We start from the raw sequence: 15857 nt of genomic DNA on the forward strand, positions 1-15857 counted from the left end.
CCCGACCCTACCGCCGCCTAGAACACCGACAGCGCCTGCACCGTGCTGTCCATCAGCAGGAAGACCCGGTTCCCGCCGACCGCGAGCTGCGTGTAGTGGGGGCGCGGGAACCTGGTCGTCCACGCGTTCTTGCCGTCCTTCTGCGGGATGCCCTTCAGCTGGAGCTCCCCGATTCCGCCGCCGTCGTCGACGGACCAGACGCTGGTGCCCTGCGTCAGCACCCGGCTGGCCGTGGACGGGCCGACCGCGAACCACTCCTGGTTGCCGTCGGCCCGGTTGTGGCAGCGGGTGACGTCGACGGCGTTGGCGTACACGCGGTTTCCCCGCACCTCGGGCGGGCCCCACTTGCTGTACACGGAGTCGGCGCCGCCGAGCGGGAACGTGCTCCACTCCCGGTTGCCGTCGCGGAGCCGGTAGGCCTCCAGGGTCTTGCCGTTGAGGTAGACCATGCCGTCGGCGATGGCGGGGCGGACGACCGACTCGGACTCCTCGGACTGCTTCCACGCCGTGCGGCCGTCGTCGGTGCGCACCGCGAGCACCGTGCCGTCGGTGGCCGGAACGACGAGGACTCCCCCGCCGACGGCGGCCGGGCCGTGCAGCTTCTTGCGGAACTTCGCGGGCACGGTGACCGTCCACCGCACCTCGGCGTCCTCGCTGTTGACGCAGCGCAGCCGGTCGTCCTTCGTGATCATGTAGACCGCGCCGGGGTCCGCGGCGAGCAGCGTCTCGGCCTCGGCCTGCTCGCACGTCCACTTCGCCGCTCCGGTGGAGGGTACGAAGGTGTGCAGCGTGCCCTGCTCGTCAGCGCCGACGACGAGCCGGTCGGCCAGCGACACGTAGCCGGACCTGGCCCGCAGGCCGGCGGCCGACCATCGCCGCTTGCCGTTCTTGACGCCGTACGCCCCGATGCCGCCGGAACCGAGCGCGAAGACCAACACGTCGCGCACGGGCAGCAGTTCGGGCGAGGTGGCGTCGGCCGTGGTGACGGACCACAGCTTCATGGACCCGCCGTTCTCGGCGTAGTCGTCGGCGGGCTTGGACTTCAGGGCCTGTACGGGGGTCCTCACGGCTGCCGGGATGTCGAACAGGGCGCTGTCGGGGCGCGAGCCGTACCACCACGCGGCCGTGCCGCCGCCGACCGCGGCGACGGTGCCGCCGACGGCGAGCGTCGTCAGCAGGCGTCTTCGGGACATGGCGGGCTGTTGCGGCTGCTGCGCTCCGCCCACGATGGTGGTCGACAGGTGCCGGGCTCCGGTCTCCCGTTCGGTGATCGCGTCGGCGATGGAGCCGCGCCGCCAGATCTTCTCCGCGCCCTTGGGCGGCCGCATCGCCTCGGCGATCTGGGCGGGGGTGGGGCGGTGCGCCGGGTCCTTGGCGAGGCAGGGTGCGATGAGGGCGAGCAACTCCGGCTGAATTCCCTGGAGTTGGGGCTCACCGTGCACCACCTCGTACTGCACGGCCGCCACGTGTCCGCCGTCGAACGCGCGCCTTCCGGTGGCCGCGTACCCGAGCACCGCGCCCAGCGAGAAGATGTCGGCGGCGGGTGTGACGCGGCGGCCGAGCACCTGCTCGGGGGCCCCGTATCCGGGGGTGACCGGCACCTCCCCCGTCGTGGTGAGGGTCAGTCCGTGCTCGGGCCGTGCGATGCCGAAGTCGATGATGCGCGGGCCCGTCGACGTCAGCACGATGTTCGGCGGTTTGAGGTCGCGGTGGATGAAACCGGCCGCGTGGATGTCGGCGAGGGTGTGCGCGAGGGATGCCGCGAGGGCGCGCAGGGTGGGTTCGGGCAGCGGTCCGTGCGCCTCGACGGCCTGGTCGAGAGTGAGGCCCGCGAGGAACTCGGTGGCCATCCACGGTCGGCCGCCCTCGGTCCACGCGCCGAGGACGTTCGCGACGCCCTTGCTGCGTACGGCCTGGGCGGCCTGCGCCTCGCGCACGAACCGCTGGGCGAGGTTGGTGTCGTGGGCGAGTTCGGGCTTGAGGACCTTGACCGCGGCGAGCGTCCCTGCGCCGTCCTGGCCGACGTACACCTTGCCCATGCCGCCCTCGCCGAGCACGCCGAGGACGCGGTAGGGACCGAGGCGGAGGGGGTCGCCGATGCCGAGGGGTTTCATGTGGGGCCTTCTGCCGGGGTGGCGGTCGCGGAACGGTGCGTGTGTGTACTTCTACGTGTACGTCTGCGTGTACGTCTGTGTGTACGTGGGGGGGGGGGGGACTGGCGTCGGTCACTTCATGGGGTACGCGGCGAGCTTGGCGTTGTCGCTCAGGGAGAGGATGCGCGTGCGTTCCGGGTTCGCGTAGAAGCGGTCGCCGTCCGTCTTGTACGTCCACGCGACCTCGTGGCTCTTGAGGTCGACGGCGTGCAACTGCGCGCCGTTGCGGTAGTACGCGCACTGTTTGCCGACGAGCGGGCGCCACGCCCTGGACTGCTCGTCGGCGCTGCCGTCCTTCTCCACCCACAGCCGCCCGCCACTGCCCGCCCGGTACGCGGCGAGTCCGAGGCCCTCGCCCACCGCGTACACGACACCGCCCTCCAGGGTCGGCGGGCCGAACGCGCGGCCTTCGGGCGTCTGCCACTGCGCCTTGCCGTCCTTGAGGCGCACGGCGCGCAGCCGGGTGCCGCCGATGTAGAGGTGGGTGTCGTCGGCCGCGATCCCGGCCCACAAAGGGGCGACGTCGTCGACGAGGTACGGGACGTCCCACAGGATGCCGCCGGTCTTCAGGTCCCGTACGACGATGTGGGGCTCGTCCTCCTTCATCTGCTGGTACGTGACCAGGCGCCCGCCGGCCACCTTCGCGGCGATGATGTACATGGACTGGTCGAGCTCGTCCCGCCGGGGCAGCGGCTTGGTCCACAGGGTCTTGCCGGTCGCGCAGTTCACGGCGCGCAGTGTCCACTTCTGCGCCTTCGCGTAACCGAGCTTTTCGCCGCTTCCCTTGCCGACGACCACATAGGCGATGTCGTCGGCGACGCAGAGGAGTTGGTTCCCCTCCAGCTGGTCGGTGGTGTCGGCGAGGCGGGCGAGGGTCTTGAGCTTCTTGCCGGTGCGCGGGGCGATCGTCTCGACGGTGACGGGCGCGCCTGCCCGGTCGTCCTGGTACACGCTGTAGGACAGGTGGTAGAGCTTGCCGTCCGCAGCGGTCCACTGCCAGCCGCTGCCGATGTGGTCGTCCCACTGCTTCGCGCCGTCGGACACGGCGAGGCCGCGGGCGTACCCGCGCATCGCGACGGCGGTTCCGCCGACGATGGCCGGGATCATCGACTTTCCGCCGTCGACGACGCTGGTCTCGAAGTAGCCCTCGTCCTTCCAGAGCGGGTCGAGATTGCGGCGGCCGCGGGTGTCGGTGGCCTTGGGATCCGCCGCCTTCTTCTCCTTCTCCGAGGAGCGGCCGGTCCACCACAGGGCGCCTCCGGCCGCGACCGCGCCGACACCGAGGACGCCTCCGGCGGCGAGGAAGCGGCGCCGCGTCACGGGCGCGCTGGTGGTGGAGTTCACGGCGGTGGTCTGCGGGAGCGTGTGCGTCAGGGGTGCGGCCAGCCGTTGCGGGGCCGGCTGCCATACGTCGGCGGCCCGGCGGCCGATGTCGCCGAGCAGCGCCTCGGACAGGTGGTCGGCGAACTCGCCCGCCCCGGTGTGGAGTTGGGCCGACAGTTCCTGCGTGGTGGGCCGCCGCGCCGGGTCCTTGTCGAGACAGCGCGCCAGTACGGGGACGAGCGCTGCGGGCACGCCTGTGAGGTCCGGCTCGCCGTAGCGCACGCGGTACAGCAGGTCGGCGGCCTGTCCGTTGCCGAACGGGCCGCTGCCGCGGGCCGCGAACACCAGCACGCCCGCGAGCGCGAACACGTCTCCGGCCGGGCCGTGTTCCTGGCCGGTGGCCTGTTCCGGGGACATGAACGCGGGGGTGCCGACGGCGGACCCGACGCGGGTCAGGCGGTCGTCGCCGATGGCCCGGGCGATGCCGAAGTCGATGACCTTCGGGCCGTAGGCCGTCACGAGGATGTTGGACGGCTTGAGGTCGCGGTGCACGACGTCGCTGCGGTGCAGTTGGCCGAGTGCCCCGCACAGGGCGGCGCCCAGCGCGCGCACGGTCGTCTCGGGCATCGGTCCGCCGGCCTCGACGGCCTCGTCGAGGGGCGGCCCGAGTACGTACTCGGTGGCCAGCCACGGTGTCTCTGCCAGCGGGTCCGCGTCGACGACCTTCGCCCCGAACTGCCCGCCGATGACGCGCGCGGCGTCGATCTCAAGGCGGAAACGGGTCCGTCCCGCCTGGTCGGCGGCGAGCGCGGCGTGCATCGTCTTCACCGCGACGGTGCGCCCGCCGGCGGTCCGCGCGACGTACACGGTCCCCATCCCGCCGCTGCCGAGCCGCGAGACGAGGCGGAACGGGCCGAGGTGTACGGGGTCGTCGTGGGTGAGCGCGGTAGGCATGGGGTGAGTTCTCGCCGTGGTCGGGTGCGGAGCGGGTCAGTTGGGGCGCGGTACGCGCCCGGGCGGGGCGCCGCCCCTCATCCGATTCCGCACGCCATGCCCTCCCCGCCGCCGTCCGAGCCACGACCTCCCCGGTCACGGCGCGGCGAGTCTAGTCGACGGGGTGTGGACAGGCCTGCCGTGCGGGCGGTTTTGGTGATTAGGCTGGGACGGGACGTGTCCTGTGTTCCCGCGCACGCGTCAAGGGGGGCGGGGGCTCGACCACACCAGGAGGCATTGTGAGCAGCGATCGGGACGATGTCCGCGGGGGCGGCGGGCCACCCGCCGGCGACCCGTCCGCCGCGGAATCCGATGCCGAACGACCGACCGACTTCCCGCCCGCCCCCACGGGCGAGTTCACCATCGACTACGCCCCTCCGCCCTGGTACCAGCAGGCGAGCTCGTGGAGCGGCGGCGAGAATCGGGCCACGGGGGCGGAGGGGACACCGGGGCCGCCAGCCGCCGCGACGGCGCCGGCGGGGTCGGTCGCCTCGGTCGCTCCGGCGGCGCCAGTTGCCCCGACCGCTCCGGTTGTCCCGGCGGCGCCGGTTACCCCGGCGGCTCCGGCCGCTCCTGCGGCGCCAATTGCCCCGGTCGCACCGGCGGCTCCGGCGGTTCTGGCAGCTCCGGCAGCGCCAATTGCCCCGGCGGCTCCGGCGGCTCCTGCGGCGCCAGTTGCCCCGGTCGCACCGGCGGCTCCGGGTTCTCCGGCGGGGTCGGGCGCAACGGGCGCTCCGGCAACGCCGGTTGCCCCGGCGGCGCCGGTCACGGCAGCGATGCCGGTCGAGTCGGTGGCTCCGGTGTCTTCGACGGGCCCGGCAGCTCCAGCTGCTCCCGTCACCCCGGAAGCTCCGGTCGTCGGGGCCGCTCCGGGTGCCCCGGCGGCTCCGGCGACACCGACTGCTCCACCGGCGCCAGTTGCCCCGGCGGCGCCGATCACGACAGCGACGCCGGTCGAGTCGGTCACTCCGGAAGGCCCGGCGACCTCGACGTCTCCAGCGGATCCAGAGGCTCCGGTCGCCCCGTCAGCCCCCGTCGCCCCGGCGGCACCAGCCACTCCAGCGATGCTGGTCGAATCAGTGACTCCGGCAGCCCCGGCCGCCCCGACGGCCCCGGTTGCCCCACCAGCTCCGGCGGCTCCGGCAGCTCCAATTGCCCCGGCCGCCCCGGCCGCTCCAGCTGAGCCGGCCACGTTCGCGGCGCCGGATGCACCGGAGGCCCCAGGCAGTCCGGCGACTCCCCACGTGCCGCCGGCCCAAGGCGCACCGGCTCGGTCGGCCGCGTCGGCGGCGCCCGGCGCTCCCGTCTCGTCGGGCGGGGCTGTCGCTGCCGCGGGTGCGCTGGACAGTGGGGATCTGGAGAGCGGGGCCACCCTGCGTATCTCCGCGCCCTCGCTGAAGCGGAGCTTCGAGGAACTCGCCGCGCTCGGGGAACCGCCCGCCCCCGCGCCCCCTGAGGACCGGACGCCCGAGGAACGGGCCCGCGCGTGGGTCGACGCCCACCGGGTGCACGTCGACATCGACACGGACAGCACCCGCGCGAAGCCGGCCGATGCCGCCCCGGCGGACACCGACTTCCCGCTCGCGGCGCCGGGCACCGAGGAGGCCGCCGCGGCGTCCCCCGGCGAGGCCACCGCGGAGCCAACTCCCTCAGCCACCCGATCCCCGGCAGCCTCCGCGGATTCCAGGGTCCCCCTCCCCGAACCCGCGCCGCCCCGGCCGGCTCCGGCCCCCGACGCCCCGGCAGGCTGGGCTCCCCCGCCCCCACCGGCCGGCGGGGTCCCCCCGTTGCCGCCGTCGTTCCAGCCGGCCGCGCCACCCGCGGCCCCGCAGTGGAACGACCCCGCACCCGGCCAACCGCCCCTTGCCGCCCCGAACACCCCGCCCGCCGCGGTCCCGCCACAGCCCCAGGGCGCGTACGGCTTCCCCCAGCCGCCCGCCCCATCGGCACCACAGGGTGAATACGGCCCGCCCCAGGGCGAGCCCGGCCACGGCCACCCGCAGCCCGCCCCCAACGCGCCCGCACCGCAGCCCGGTTACGGCTCCCAACCGATGCCCCAGCCCGGCTACGGCTTCCCCCAGCCCCCGGCCCAACCGACCCAACCCACACCGCCGGTCCACGGCCAGCCGCCCGCCGCCCCCACGCCCCCGGCCGGCTACGGCTTCCCTCAGCCCTCGGCCCAACCCGCCCCACCGGCACCGCCGCCCCAGCACCAGCCGCCCCAACCCGCACCGACCCCACCACCCACCGGTCAGCAGCCACCCGCCACACCGACCGCGTACGGCTCCCCTCAGCCCCAGCCACCCGCCCAGCCGCTCCCCCCGCAGGCCGCCGCCCCGGCCCCGTCGGCTCCCGCCCCGCAACAGGGCCACCCCGCCGCCCCCACCTGGCAGCAGCAGCCGTACGCCCACGACGCCAACGCTCCCCTCGGCTACACCGCGGCCGTCGAGCTGTCGGCCGACCGGCTGGTCAACAGCAAGCGGCAGAAGCAGCGCAGCAAGGCCCCCGGCGCGGGTGGCGGGCGGTTCAAGTTCGGGGGCAAGAAGGAGGAGACGGAGCGGCAGCGGAAGCTGGAGCTCATCCGCACCCCGGTCTCGTCCTGCTACCGGATCGCCGTGATCAGCCTCAAGGGCGGCGTCGGCAAGACGACCACCACGACGGCCCTCGGCTCGACCCTCGCCTCGGAGCGCCAGGACAAGATCCTGGCCATCGACGCCAACCCGGACGCCGGCACGCTCGGCCGCCGCGTGCGCCGCGAAACCGGCGCCACCATCCGCGACCTGGTCCAGAACATCCCGCACCTGCACTCGTACGCGGACATCCGGCAGTACACCTCGCAGACCCCCTCCGGCCTGGAGATCATCGCCAACGACGTGGAGCCCGAGGTCTCCTCGACGTTCGACGACGAGGACTACCGGCGCGCGATCGACGTGCTCGGCAGGCAGTACCCCGTCATCCTGACCGACTCCGGCACGGGCCTGCTGTACTCCGCGATGCGCGGAGTCCTCGACCTGGCCGACCAGTTGATCATCATCTCGACCCCCTCCGTCGACGGCGCGTCCAGCGCCAGCACCACCCTCGACTGGCTGTCCGCGCACGGGTACTCCGAGCTCGTCGCCCGCTCCCTCACCGTCATCTCCGGCGTCCGCGACACCGGCAAGATGATCAAGGTGGACGACATCGTCAGCCACTTCGAGACGCGCTGCCGCGGAGTGATCGTCATCCCCTTCGACGAGCACCTGGCGGCGGGCGCCGAGGTCGACCTCGACATGATGCGCCCCAAGGTGCGGGAGGCGTACTTCGACCTCTCCGCGATGGTCGCCGAGGGCTTCGCCCGCACCCATCACCAGCAGCAGCCCCAGCACCAGCACCAGCACCAGCACCAGCACCAGCACATGCCGCAGCCCCAGCACATGCCGCAGGCGCAGCCGCCGCAGGCGATGCACCCCGGGTGGCAGCCCCCGCCACCACCCGCGCACCAACAACACCATTAGCTCCCCCACCCACCCACGAGGGGCCCGCACCCGTCGAACACGGATGCGGGCCCCTGGCGTGTCCTGCACCCATCCGGGTGCCATCCCCTGGCCTGCAAAGCATCAGAGGTCTCGACCAATGTGCGTGAAATGCAGGTCAACTCGTTATTTCCGCAGGCCACATGGGGTTCACCCACCGTTGACGTCCCTCAACTGCCGCTGATAAACCAACACTTCAATCGACCTGAATTCTCGGATTCAGCCCAGCTGTGCGAGCGATGCGCGAGGTCACCGCCGATGGACACACCAGCTCAGCAAGACATGGACCACAGAACGGCCCGCCCCCCGCGGCGCGGAGTGCGGATACTCCTCGCGGCCGGCGCCGCGGCGTTCACCCTGACCGCAGGCCTCGCCACGCCGCTCAACCCGGCGCCGCAACAGGCCGAGGCGAAGGCGAGCGGCAACGCCGCGGCCAAGGCCGACAGCGGCACGAACAAGACCCTCACCGTGGCCGTCGCGCAGAGCGTCGACTCGCTGAGCCCGTTCCTGGCGACGCGCCTGGTCAGTACGAGCATCCACCGGCTGATGTACGAGTACCTGACCAATTACGACCCGAAGGACAACCATGTCATCCCGGGGTTCGCCACCGAGTGGAAGCCCTCGGCCGACAAGCTGACGTGGACGTACACCATCCGCTCCGACTCGAAGTGGTCCGACGGCCAGAAGGCCACCGCCCACGACGCCGCCTTCACCTTCAACAAGATGATGACGGACGACGGCGCGGCGACCGCCAACGGCTCGTTCGTCGGCAACTTCAAGAAGGTCACGGCGCCCAGCGACACCAAGCTCGTCGTCGAGCTGAAGAAGCCGCAGGCGACCATGACGGCCCTCGACATCCCGATCGTGCCCGAGCACGTCTGGAAGGACGTCAAGGACTACTCGAAGTTCAACAACGACAAGGACTTCCCGATCGTCGGGAACGGTCCGTACGTCGTCACCGGCTACAAGACCGACCAGTACGTGAAGCTGAAGCGCAACCCGGACTTCTGGCGCAAGACGAAGACGCCGCAGTTCGACAACATCGTCTTCAAGACGTACAAGGACCAGGACGCCGCGGTCGCCGCCCTGCGCAAGGGCGAGGTCTCCTTCGTCGCGGGCTCCCCCGCCCTGACGCCCGCTCAGGCGGCCTCGCTCAAGGGCGAGAAGGACATCAAGGTCAACGAGGGTCCGGGCCGCCGCTTCTACGCGATCGCCGTGAACCCCGGCTGGAAGACCAAGAGCGGCAAGAAGTTCGGCGACGGCAACCCGGCGCTGCTCGACCAGGACTTCCGCCAGGCACTCTTCAAGTCCGTCGACACCAAGACCATCGTCGACAAGGTCTTCCAGGGCCACGCCGTGCGCGGCCAGGGCTACATCCCGCCGCGCTTCCAGGACTACTACTGGCAGCCCTCGGGCGATCAGCAGCTGAGCTACGACCCGAAGGCCGCGGGCAAGATGCTCGACGACGCGGGCTACAAGATGAAGGACGGCAAGCGCGTCGGCAAGGACGGCAAGCCGATCAACCTGCGGATGCTGTGCCACGCCACCGACCCCAACGACAAGGCGGTCGGCAAGTACCTCAAGGAGTGGTGGGGCAAGGTCGGCATCGGCCTCAAGCTCAACTGCGTCGACGACGTCTCCGTGCCCTGGTACGCGGGCGAGTACGACCTCGCCTTCGACGGCTGGTCGGTCAACCCCGACCCGGACTTCGTCCTCGGCATCCACACCTGCGCCGCCCTGCCCAGCAAGCCGAAGGAGGTCGCGCAGACCGACAACGGCATCTGCGACAAGACCTACGACAAGCTCTACAACCAGCAGCTCGCCGAGTACGACCCGGCCAAGCGCGCGGACACCGTGAAGAAGATGGAGTCCTGGCTCTACGACTCCGGCTACATGAACGTCATGGCGTACCCGAACGCGGTCGAGGCGTACCGCACCGACCAGATCAAGTCCATCCAGACGATGCCCACCGCCGCCGGCAACATCTATGGCCAGGACGGGTATTGGAGCTGGTGGTCGGCCGAGCCCGCGTCGGCGTCCGACAGCGAGGACAGCGGTTCGTCCAGTTCCACCGGGATCGTGATCGGCATCGTGGTCGCGGCGCTCGTCGTCATCGGCGGCGGAGTGCTCTTCGCGCGGCGGCGCCGGACGACGGCGGACGAGCGCGAGTAGGCGACGCACAGCTACGCGAGTAAGAAGACATGTGAACCATGACAGCTGACAGCACTCCGGCGCTCGTGCAGCCCGCGGACGGCACGGACGGCGACCCGGCTTCGGCCGGGGCGCCGCCGGCCGCCCGCGGCCCCCGGGCCCGCAACACCAAGGCGTACGTCCAGTACGCGCTCACGAAGATCGGCGGCGCGATCGTCTCGCTCTTCGCCGTCCTCGTGACCAGCTTCTTCCTGTTCCGGCTCATCCCCTCCGACCCGGTCAAGCAGATGACCGGCGGCCGCAAGGTCTCCTCGGAGCAACTTCAGAACCTGCGCCACCAGTACGGCCTCGACCAGCCGATGTGGAAGCAGTTCACGTCGTACATCGGCGACGCGCTCTCCGGTGACTTCGGGATCTCGTTCCAGTTCCACGCCCCGGTCATGGACAAGATCCTCGCCGCGCTCCCGGCGACGCTGCTGCTCACGGGCACGGCGTACGTCCTGTACTCGGCGCTCGGCATCTGGCTCGGCACGCGCACGGCGTGGCGCAACGGGTCACGGAGCGACCGCTTCAACACCGCGTTCGCGCTGACCCTGTACTCGGTCCCGGCGTTCTGGCTGGGCCTGCTCCTCATCATCGTGTTCGCCGTCGGCATCGGGCCGATCCCCGGCATGTTCCCGACGGGCGGGCTCGAATCGGGCGGCGAGACCGGGTTCGCGTACATCCTCGACGTCGCGCACCATCTGATCCTGCCGGTGATCACCCTGGTCGCGGTCGGCTACGCGCAGACGCTCCTCGTCATGCGCTCCTCGCTGCTCGACGAGATGGGCAGCGACTATCTGACGACCGCCCGCGCCAAGGGGCTCCGCGACGACCTGGTGCGCCGCAAGCACGCGGTGCCGAACGCGATGCTGCCGACGTTCACGCTGATGTTCGTGAACCTGGGGCACGTGGTCGCCGGGCAGATCCTCGTCGAGACTGTCTTCTCCTGGCCCGGCCTCGGCGGGCTCTTCTACCAGGCGCTCTCCGTGCCCGATCTCCCGCTCGTCCAGGGCCTGTTCTTCGTCTTCGCCACCGCGGTGATCCTCGCGAACACCCTCGCCGACATCCTCTATCCGCTGCTCGACCCGAGGGTGGGCCGATGACGACGACCGAAACCGCGCCTTCGAAGGAACCGAAAACACCGAAGGCGCCCAGCGCGCGCTCCCTCGCGCGCGCCCGCAAGCGCCAGTCCCTGGCCCGCTTCTGGCGGTCCTACCGCGCGCACCGCAGCGGTCTGTGGGGCCTCGGCCTGCTGATCCTGATCGCCCTGATCGCGATCCTCGCGCCGGTCCTCGTCGGCTCGGACGCGCAGAGCGTGACCGACGCGCCCGGCGGCCCCATGGAGGGGCCGAGCGCCGAATTCCCGCTGGGCACCGACCAGTTCGGCCGCAGCGTGCTCGCCCTCCTGGTGTACGGGGCGCGCGTCTCGCTCACCGTGGGCCTGCTCGCGGCGTTCCTGTGCGTGGCCATCGGCACCGTCATCGGCATCGTCGCGGGCCACTTCCGCGGCTGGTACTCGACGGTCCTGATGCGCGTCACGGACTGGTTCCTCGTGATGCCGACGCTGGTCCTCGCCATCGCCCTCGCGACCGTCATGGACCGCTCGATGTGGACCGTGATCATCGCGATCGGCGTGACGACCTGGCCGACGACCGCGCGCCTGGTGCGCGCCCAGACCCTGTCGGTCGAGGCGCGCCCGTACATCGAGCGGGCGCGCGCGCTCGGCGGCAGCCACAGCCACGTCATGACGCGGCACGTGCTGCCGAACGTGATGCCGCTGGTCCTCGCCCAGACCACGATGATCATCTCCTCGGCGATCCTGACCGAGGCGACCCTCGCGTTCCTCGGCCTGTCCGATCCGACGGTCACCTCCTGGGGAGGCATGCTCCAGGACGCGCGCGAGGCGGGCGCGGTCAGCGCCGGCAACTGGTGGTACCTGGCCCCGCCCGGCATCGCCATCGCCGTCGTCGCGCTCTCCTTCACGCTGTGCGGCCGCGCGGTCGAATCCGTCCTCAACCCGAAGCTGGGGGTGCGCTCATGACGCTTCTTGAGGTACGGAACCTCGAAGTGACCTACGCAGGCGGGGCGCGGGCCGTCCGCGGTGTGAACCTGTCCGTGGAGGCGGGCCAGAAGCTCGGCATCGCGGGCGAGTCCGGCTGCGGAAAGTCCACGCTCGCGCTCGCGCTGCTGCGCCTGCTCCCCAAGGACGCGAAGGTAACCGGCGAGATCCTGCTGAACGGCGAGGACGTCCTCGCCATGAAGTGGGGCCGGGTGCGGGCCGTCCGCTGGGCGGGCGCCTCGATCGTCTTCCAGGGCGCGATGCACTCGCTCAACGCGGTGCACCGCATCGGCGACCAGATCGCCGAACCGATCCTCCTGCACAAGAAGGCGACGCAGGAGGGCGCGAAGAAGAAGGCCGGCGAGCTGCTCGAACACGTGGGCCTCCCGGCCGCCCGCGCGAACGCCTACCCGCACGAGCTCTCCGGCGGCCAGCGCCAGCGCGTGATGATCGCGATGGCGCTCGCCTGCGAGCCGGACCTGATCATCGCCGACGAGCCGACCACGGCCCTCGACGTGATGATCCAGGCCCAGATCCTGCGCCTGATCGAGCAGTTGGTGACCGAGGAGAACCTCGGTCTCGTCATGATCAGCCACGACCTCGCGGTCCTCTCCGACACCTGCGACCGGCTCGCGGTGATGTACGCGGGCCGCGTCGTCGAGGAGGGCCCGGCCCTCCAGGTGTACGAGGACGCGGTGCACCCCTACGCGAAGGCGCTGTCGGCGGCGTTCCCGACGATCGGCGACCCGGCCTCCCGGTTCGCGCCGCGCGGGCTGCCCGGCGACCCGCCGGACCCCTCGGCACTGCCGTCCGGCTGTACGTTCCATCCGCGCTGCCCGGTGGCGCTCGACGTGTGTGCGGGCGAGGACCAGGTGCTGCGGGTGGCGGGCCCGGAGCGGCGGGCGGCGTGTGTGCATGTGGGTTCAAGTGACGCCCTGGGCGCGGAAGTCGAAGCAAGGAGCACCACGGCATGACGGAAACGCTTCAGAAGCCGGACGGCTCCGTGCAGGCCCTCCTCAGCGCCGACAAGCTGCACGTCACGTTCCCCGGGCGGCGCGGCGCCGCCGAGGCGCGGGCCGTGGACGGCGTCGACCTGGACATCGCGCCGGGCGAGATCGTGGCGCTCGTCGGCGAGTCCGGCTGCGGCAAGACGAGCCTGGCGCGCACCCTGCTCGGCCTGGAGAAGCCGACGACGGGCAGGGTCACGTTCGCGGGCAAGCCGCTCGACTACGCCTCGAAGGCGCTCAAGTCGTACCGCAAGCGCGTGCAGTTGGTCCTCCAGGACCCGAGCGGCTCCCTGAACCCGCGGCACACGGTGTACGACGCGGTGGCCGAGGGGCTGCGCATCCACGGCTACGCGGGCGACGAGCGCGAGGCGGTCACGAACGCCCTGTCCCGCGCGGGACTCCGCCCGCCCGAGCGCTTCTTCCTGCGCTACCCGCACGAGCTGTCGGGCGGCCAGCGCCAGCGCGTGGTGATCGCGGGCGCGCTGGTCCTGGACCCGGAACTCATCGTCGCCGACGAGCCGGTGGCGTCGCTCGACGCGTCCGTACGAGGCGAGATCCTGGCCCTGCTGCTGCGCCTGCGCGACGAACTCGGCCTCTCCGCGCTCGTGGTCACCCACGACCTCGGGCTCGCATGGAACATCGCGGACCGGGTGGCGGTGATGTACCTGGGCCGGATCGTGGAGACGGGCCGGGTGGAGGACGTTCTGACCTCGCCCCAACACCCGTACACCCAGGCCCTGTTGTCGGTCCTCCCGGAGGCGCCCGGCGATCCGGTGGTCCTCACGGGCGAGCCCCCGGACCCGTCCCGCATCCCGGGCGGCTGCCGCTTCCACGCGCGCTGCCAGGTCCTGGCGGACGGCCGGGCCGGGGAGGCGGGGGTCGCCGACGCGTGCCGGACGGTGGACCTGCCGGTCCTGACGGGGGCGGCCACGTCGCAGGTGGCGTGCCACTGGGCGGCGGCGAAGGCCGCGGCCGACTAGTACGGCGCGGGAACGACGAAGGCCCGGATCCCCCCGGAGCCGGGCCTTCACCGCTGTTTCCCCGAGACGGCTCAGCCGTACATGCCGGGCACGTAGTCGCCCGCCGGCTGCTGGGTCATCACGTTGATCCGGTTGAAGGTGTTGATCATCGCGATGCACCCGACCAGCGCGCCGAGCTGCGCCTCGTCGTAGTGCTTGGCCGCCTTCTCCCACACCTCGTCGGAGACCCCGGCGCTGTCCGCGATGCGGGTGCCCGCCTCGGTCAGCTCCAGGGCGGCCTTCTCGGCCTCGGTGAAGACCTTGGCCTCGCGCCAGGCGGCGACAAGGGCGAGCCGGACCGCCGTCTCACCGGCCTCGGCGGCGTCCTTGACGTGCATGTCCAGGCAGCCCGAGCAGCCGTTGATCTGGCTGGCCCTGATCATGACCAGGTTGAGCGTCGGCGCCGGCACACCCGAGCCCTCGGCGGCCTTGCCCGCCGCGATGACGTGCTTGAGCATCTTGCCGATGACCGGGTTGGTGAAGAGGTCGAGTCGCGGTTCCATGAGGGGCTCCTTCGCACTCCGTCATAAGTGGTGACACCACTACGACGGAGCGCCCCGCCCCGATGTGACACACCCCGAAGTGACCTGCGTCACCGCGGCGCGGACCGCGGGCTCTCAGGCCTCGGACGCCTCGATGAGCTCGCGCGAGCGCTTCACGTCGTCCGCGATCGCGGCGACCAGCTCGTCGAGCGAGTCGAACTTCGCCATGCCGCGCACGAACGCCACGAACTCCACCGCCACGTGCAGCCCGTACAGATCGAGCCCCACGCGGTCGATGGCGTAGGCCTCGACGGTGCGCTCGGTGCCGTCGAACTGCGGGTTCGTGCCGACGGAGATCGCCGCGGGCATCGCCTCTTCGTTCACGTACAGCCACCCGGCGTAGACGCCGTCGGCCGGGATCGCGGTGTGCGGGAGCGTCTCGACGTTGGCGGTCGGGAAGCCGAGCTCGCGGCCGCGCTGCGCGCCGCGCACGACGACGCCCTCGACGCGGTGCGGCCGGCCGAGGATCTCGGCGGCGCCCAGCACATCGCCCTCGGCGACGAGCCGCCGCGTCAGCGTGGAGGAGAACGGCTGACCGCCCCCGGCGGAGCCGCTGACGTACAGGTCCACGACCTCGACTTCAAAGTCGTACGTCTGTCCCTGCTCGGCCAGGAAGTCGACATTGCCCGCGGCCTTGTGCCCGAAGCGGAAGTTGGGGCCCTCGACGACCACGCGCGCGTGCAGCTTGTCGACGAGCACCTTCGCCACGAAGTCGGCGGGCGACAGCTTCGAGAACTCGGTGGTGAACGGGAGGATCAGCACGGCGTCCACGCCGAGCTCGGCCATCAGTTCGGCACGCCGGTGGTGCGGGGCGAGCAGCGGCGGGTGCGAGCCCGGGCGCACGACCTCGCTGGGGTGCGGGTCGAAGGTGACCACGACGGCCGGGATGCCGAGCTCACGCGCCCGCTCCACGGCCCGCCCGATGATCAACTGGTGCCCGCGATGCACCCCGTCGTAGGAGCCGATGGTGACGACGCTGCGCCCCCAGTCCTGGGGGATGTCCTCCAAGCCACGCCAGCGCTGCACGGTGATTGCCCCTCGCAAACCTGTGTCCGA

At 71.7% G+C, this 15857-nt stretch carries 10 protein-coding genes and 1 pseudogene; 7 read left to right on the plus strand and 4 right to left on the minus strand.

Going from position 1 to position 15857, the window contains the following annotated elements:
- Window positions 1–17 precede the first annotated feature (17 nt).
- Entirely contained in the window at window positions 18–2114 is a 2097-nt protein-coding gene (locus ACNYS0_RS12610; protein ID WP_422473303.1) for a protein kinase domain-containing protein, read from the minus strand.
- A gap of 111 nt (window positions 2115–2225) precedes the next feature.
- Window positions 2226–4430, minus strand: coding sequence for a protein kinase domain-containing protein (locus ACNYS0_RS12615; protein ID WP_422473305.1), 2205 nt, complete (start codon window positions 4428–4430; stop codon window positions 2226–2228).
- A gap of 278 nt (window positions 4431–4708) precedes the next feature.
- Here ACNYS0_RS12615 and ACNYS0_RS12620 point away from each other — a divergent pair.
- The 7 genes and pseudogenes from ACNYS0_RS12620 to ACNYS0_RS12650 all read left to right on the plus strand — a co-directional run.
- Window positions 4709–4858 (plus strand): annotated as a pseudogene (locus tag ACNYS0_RS12620) (SCO5717 family growth-regulating ATPase); the annotation flags it as partial.
- An 855-nt stretch (window positions 4859–5713) separates the two neighbouring features.
- On the plus strand, window positions 5714–7963 hold the full coding sequence (locus ACNYS0_RS12625; protein WP_422482610.1) for a MinD/ParA family ATP-binding protein: 2250 nt from the start codon (window positions 5714–5716) through the stop codon (window positions 7961–7963).
- 276 nt (window positions 7964–8239) lie between these two features.
- On the plus strand, window positions 8240–10153 hold the full coding sequence (locus ACNYS0_RS12630) for an ABC transporter substrate-binding protein (RefSeq protein WP_422473307.1): 1914 nt from the start codon (window positions 8240–8242) through the stop codon (window positions 10151–10153).
- A gap of 38 nt (window positions 10154–10191) precedes the next feature.
- A complete protein-coding gene (locus tag ACNYS0_RS12635) occupies window positions 10192–11277 on the plus strand; it encodes an ABC transporter permease (protein ID WP_422473309.1) in 1086 nt (361 codons plus the stop codon).
- Window positions 11274–12215, plus strand: a complete 942-nt coding sequence (locus ACNYS0_RS12640; RefSeq protein WP_422473311.1) for an ABC transporter permease — start codon at window positions 11274–11276, stop codon at window positions 12213–12215. The genes ACNYS0_RS12635 and ACNYS0_RS12640 overlap by 4 nt, the downstream gene beginning before the upstream one ends.
- The gene (locus ACNYS0_RS12645; protein WP_422473313.1) at window positions 12212–13207 is read left to right on the plus strand and encodes an ABC transporter ATP-binding protein; all 996 of its coding nucleotides are present in this window, start codon (window positions 12212–12214) and stop codon (window positions 13205–13207) included. Before ACNYS0_RS12640 ends, ACNYS0_RS12645 begins: the two co-directional genes overlap by 4 nt.
- Window positions 13204–14220 carry an ABC transporter ATP-binding protein gene (locus ACNYS0_RS12650; RefSeq protein ID WP_422473315.1) on the plus strand — a complete coding sequence of 339 codons (1017 nt, stop codon included), beginning with the start codon at window positions 13204–13206 and terminating at the stop codon, window positions 14218–14220. The genes ACNYS0_RS12645 and ACNYS0_RS12650 overlap by 4 nt, the downstream gene beginning before the upstream one ends.
- 71 nt (window positions 14221–14291) lie before the next feature.
- Here ACNYS0_RS12650 and ACNYS0_RS12655 read toward each other — a convergent pair whose 3' ends face one another.
- Together ACNYS0_RS12655 and ACNYS0_RS12660 are read right to left on the minus strand one after the other, a co-directional pair.
- Window positions 14292–14762, minus strand: a complete 471-nt coding sequence (locus ACNYS0_RS12655; RefSeq protein ID WP_422473317.1) for a carboxymuconolactone decarboxylase family protein — start codon at window positions 14760–14762, stop codon at window positions 14292–14294.
- 114 nt (window positions 14763–14876) lie between these two features.
- The gene (locus ACNYS0_RS12660) at window positions 14877–15827 is read right to left on the minus strand and encodes a bifunctional riboflavin kinase/FAD synthetase (protein WP_422473318.1); all 951 of its coding nucleotides are present in this window, start codon (window positions 15825–15827) and stop codon (window positions 14877–14879) included.
- Between the last annotated feature and the right edge of the window lie 30 nt (window positions 15828–15857).

This window comes from Streptomyces anthophorae (assembly GCF_049310305.1).
In the GTDB taxonomy this organism is placed as follows: Bacteria; Actinomycetota; Actinomycetes; order Streptomycetales; family Streptomycetaceae; genus Streptomyces.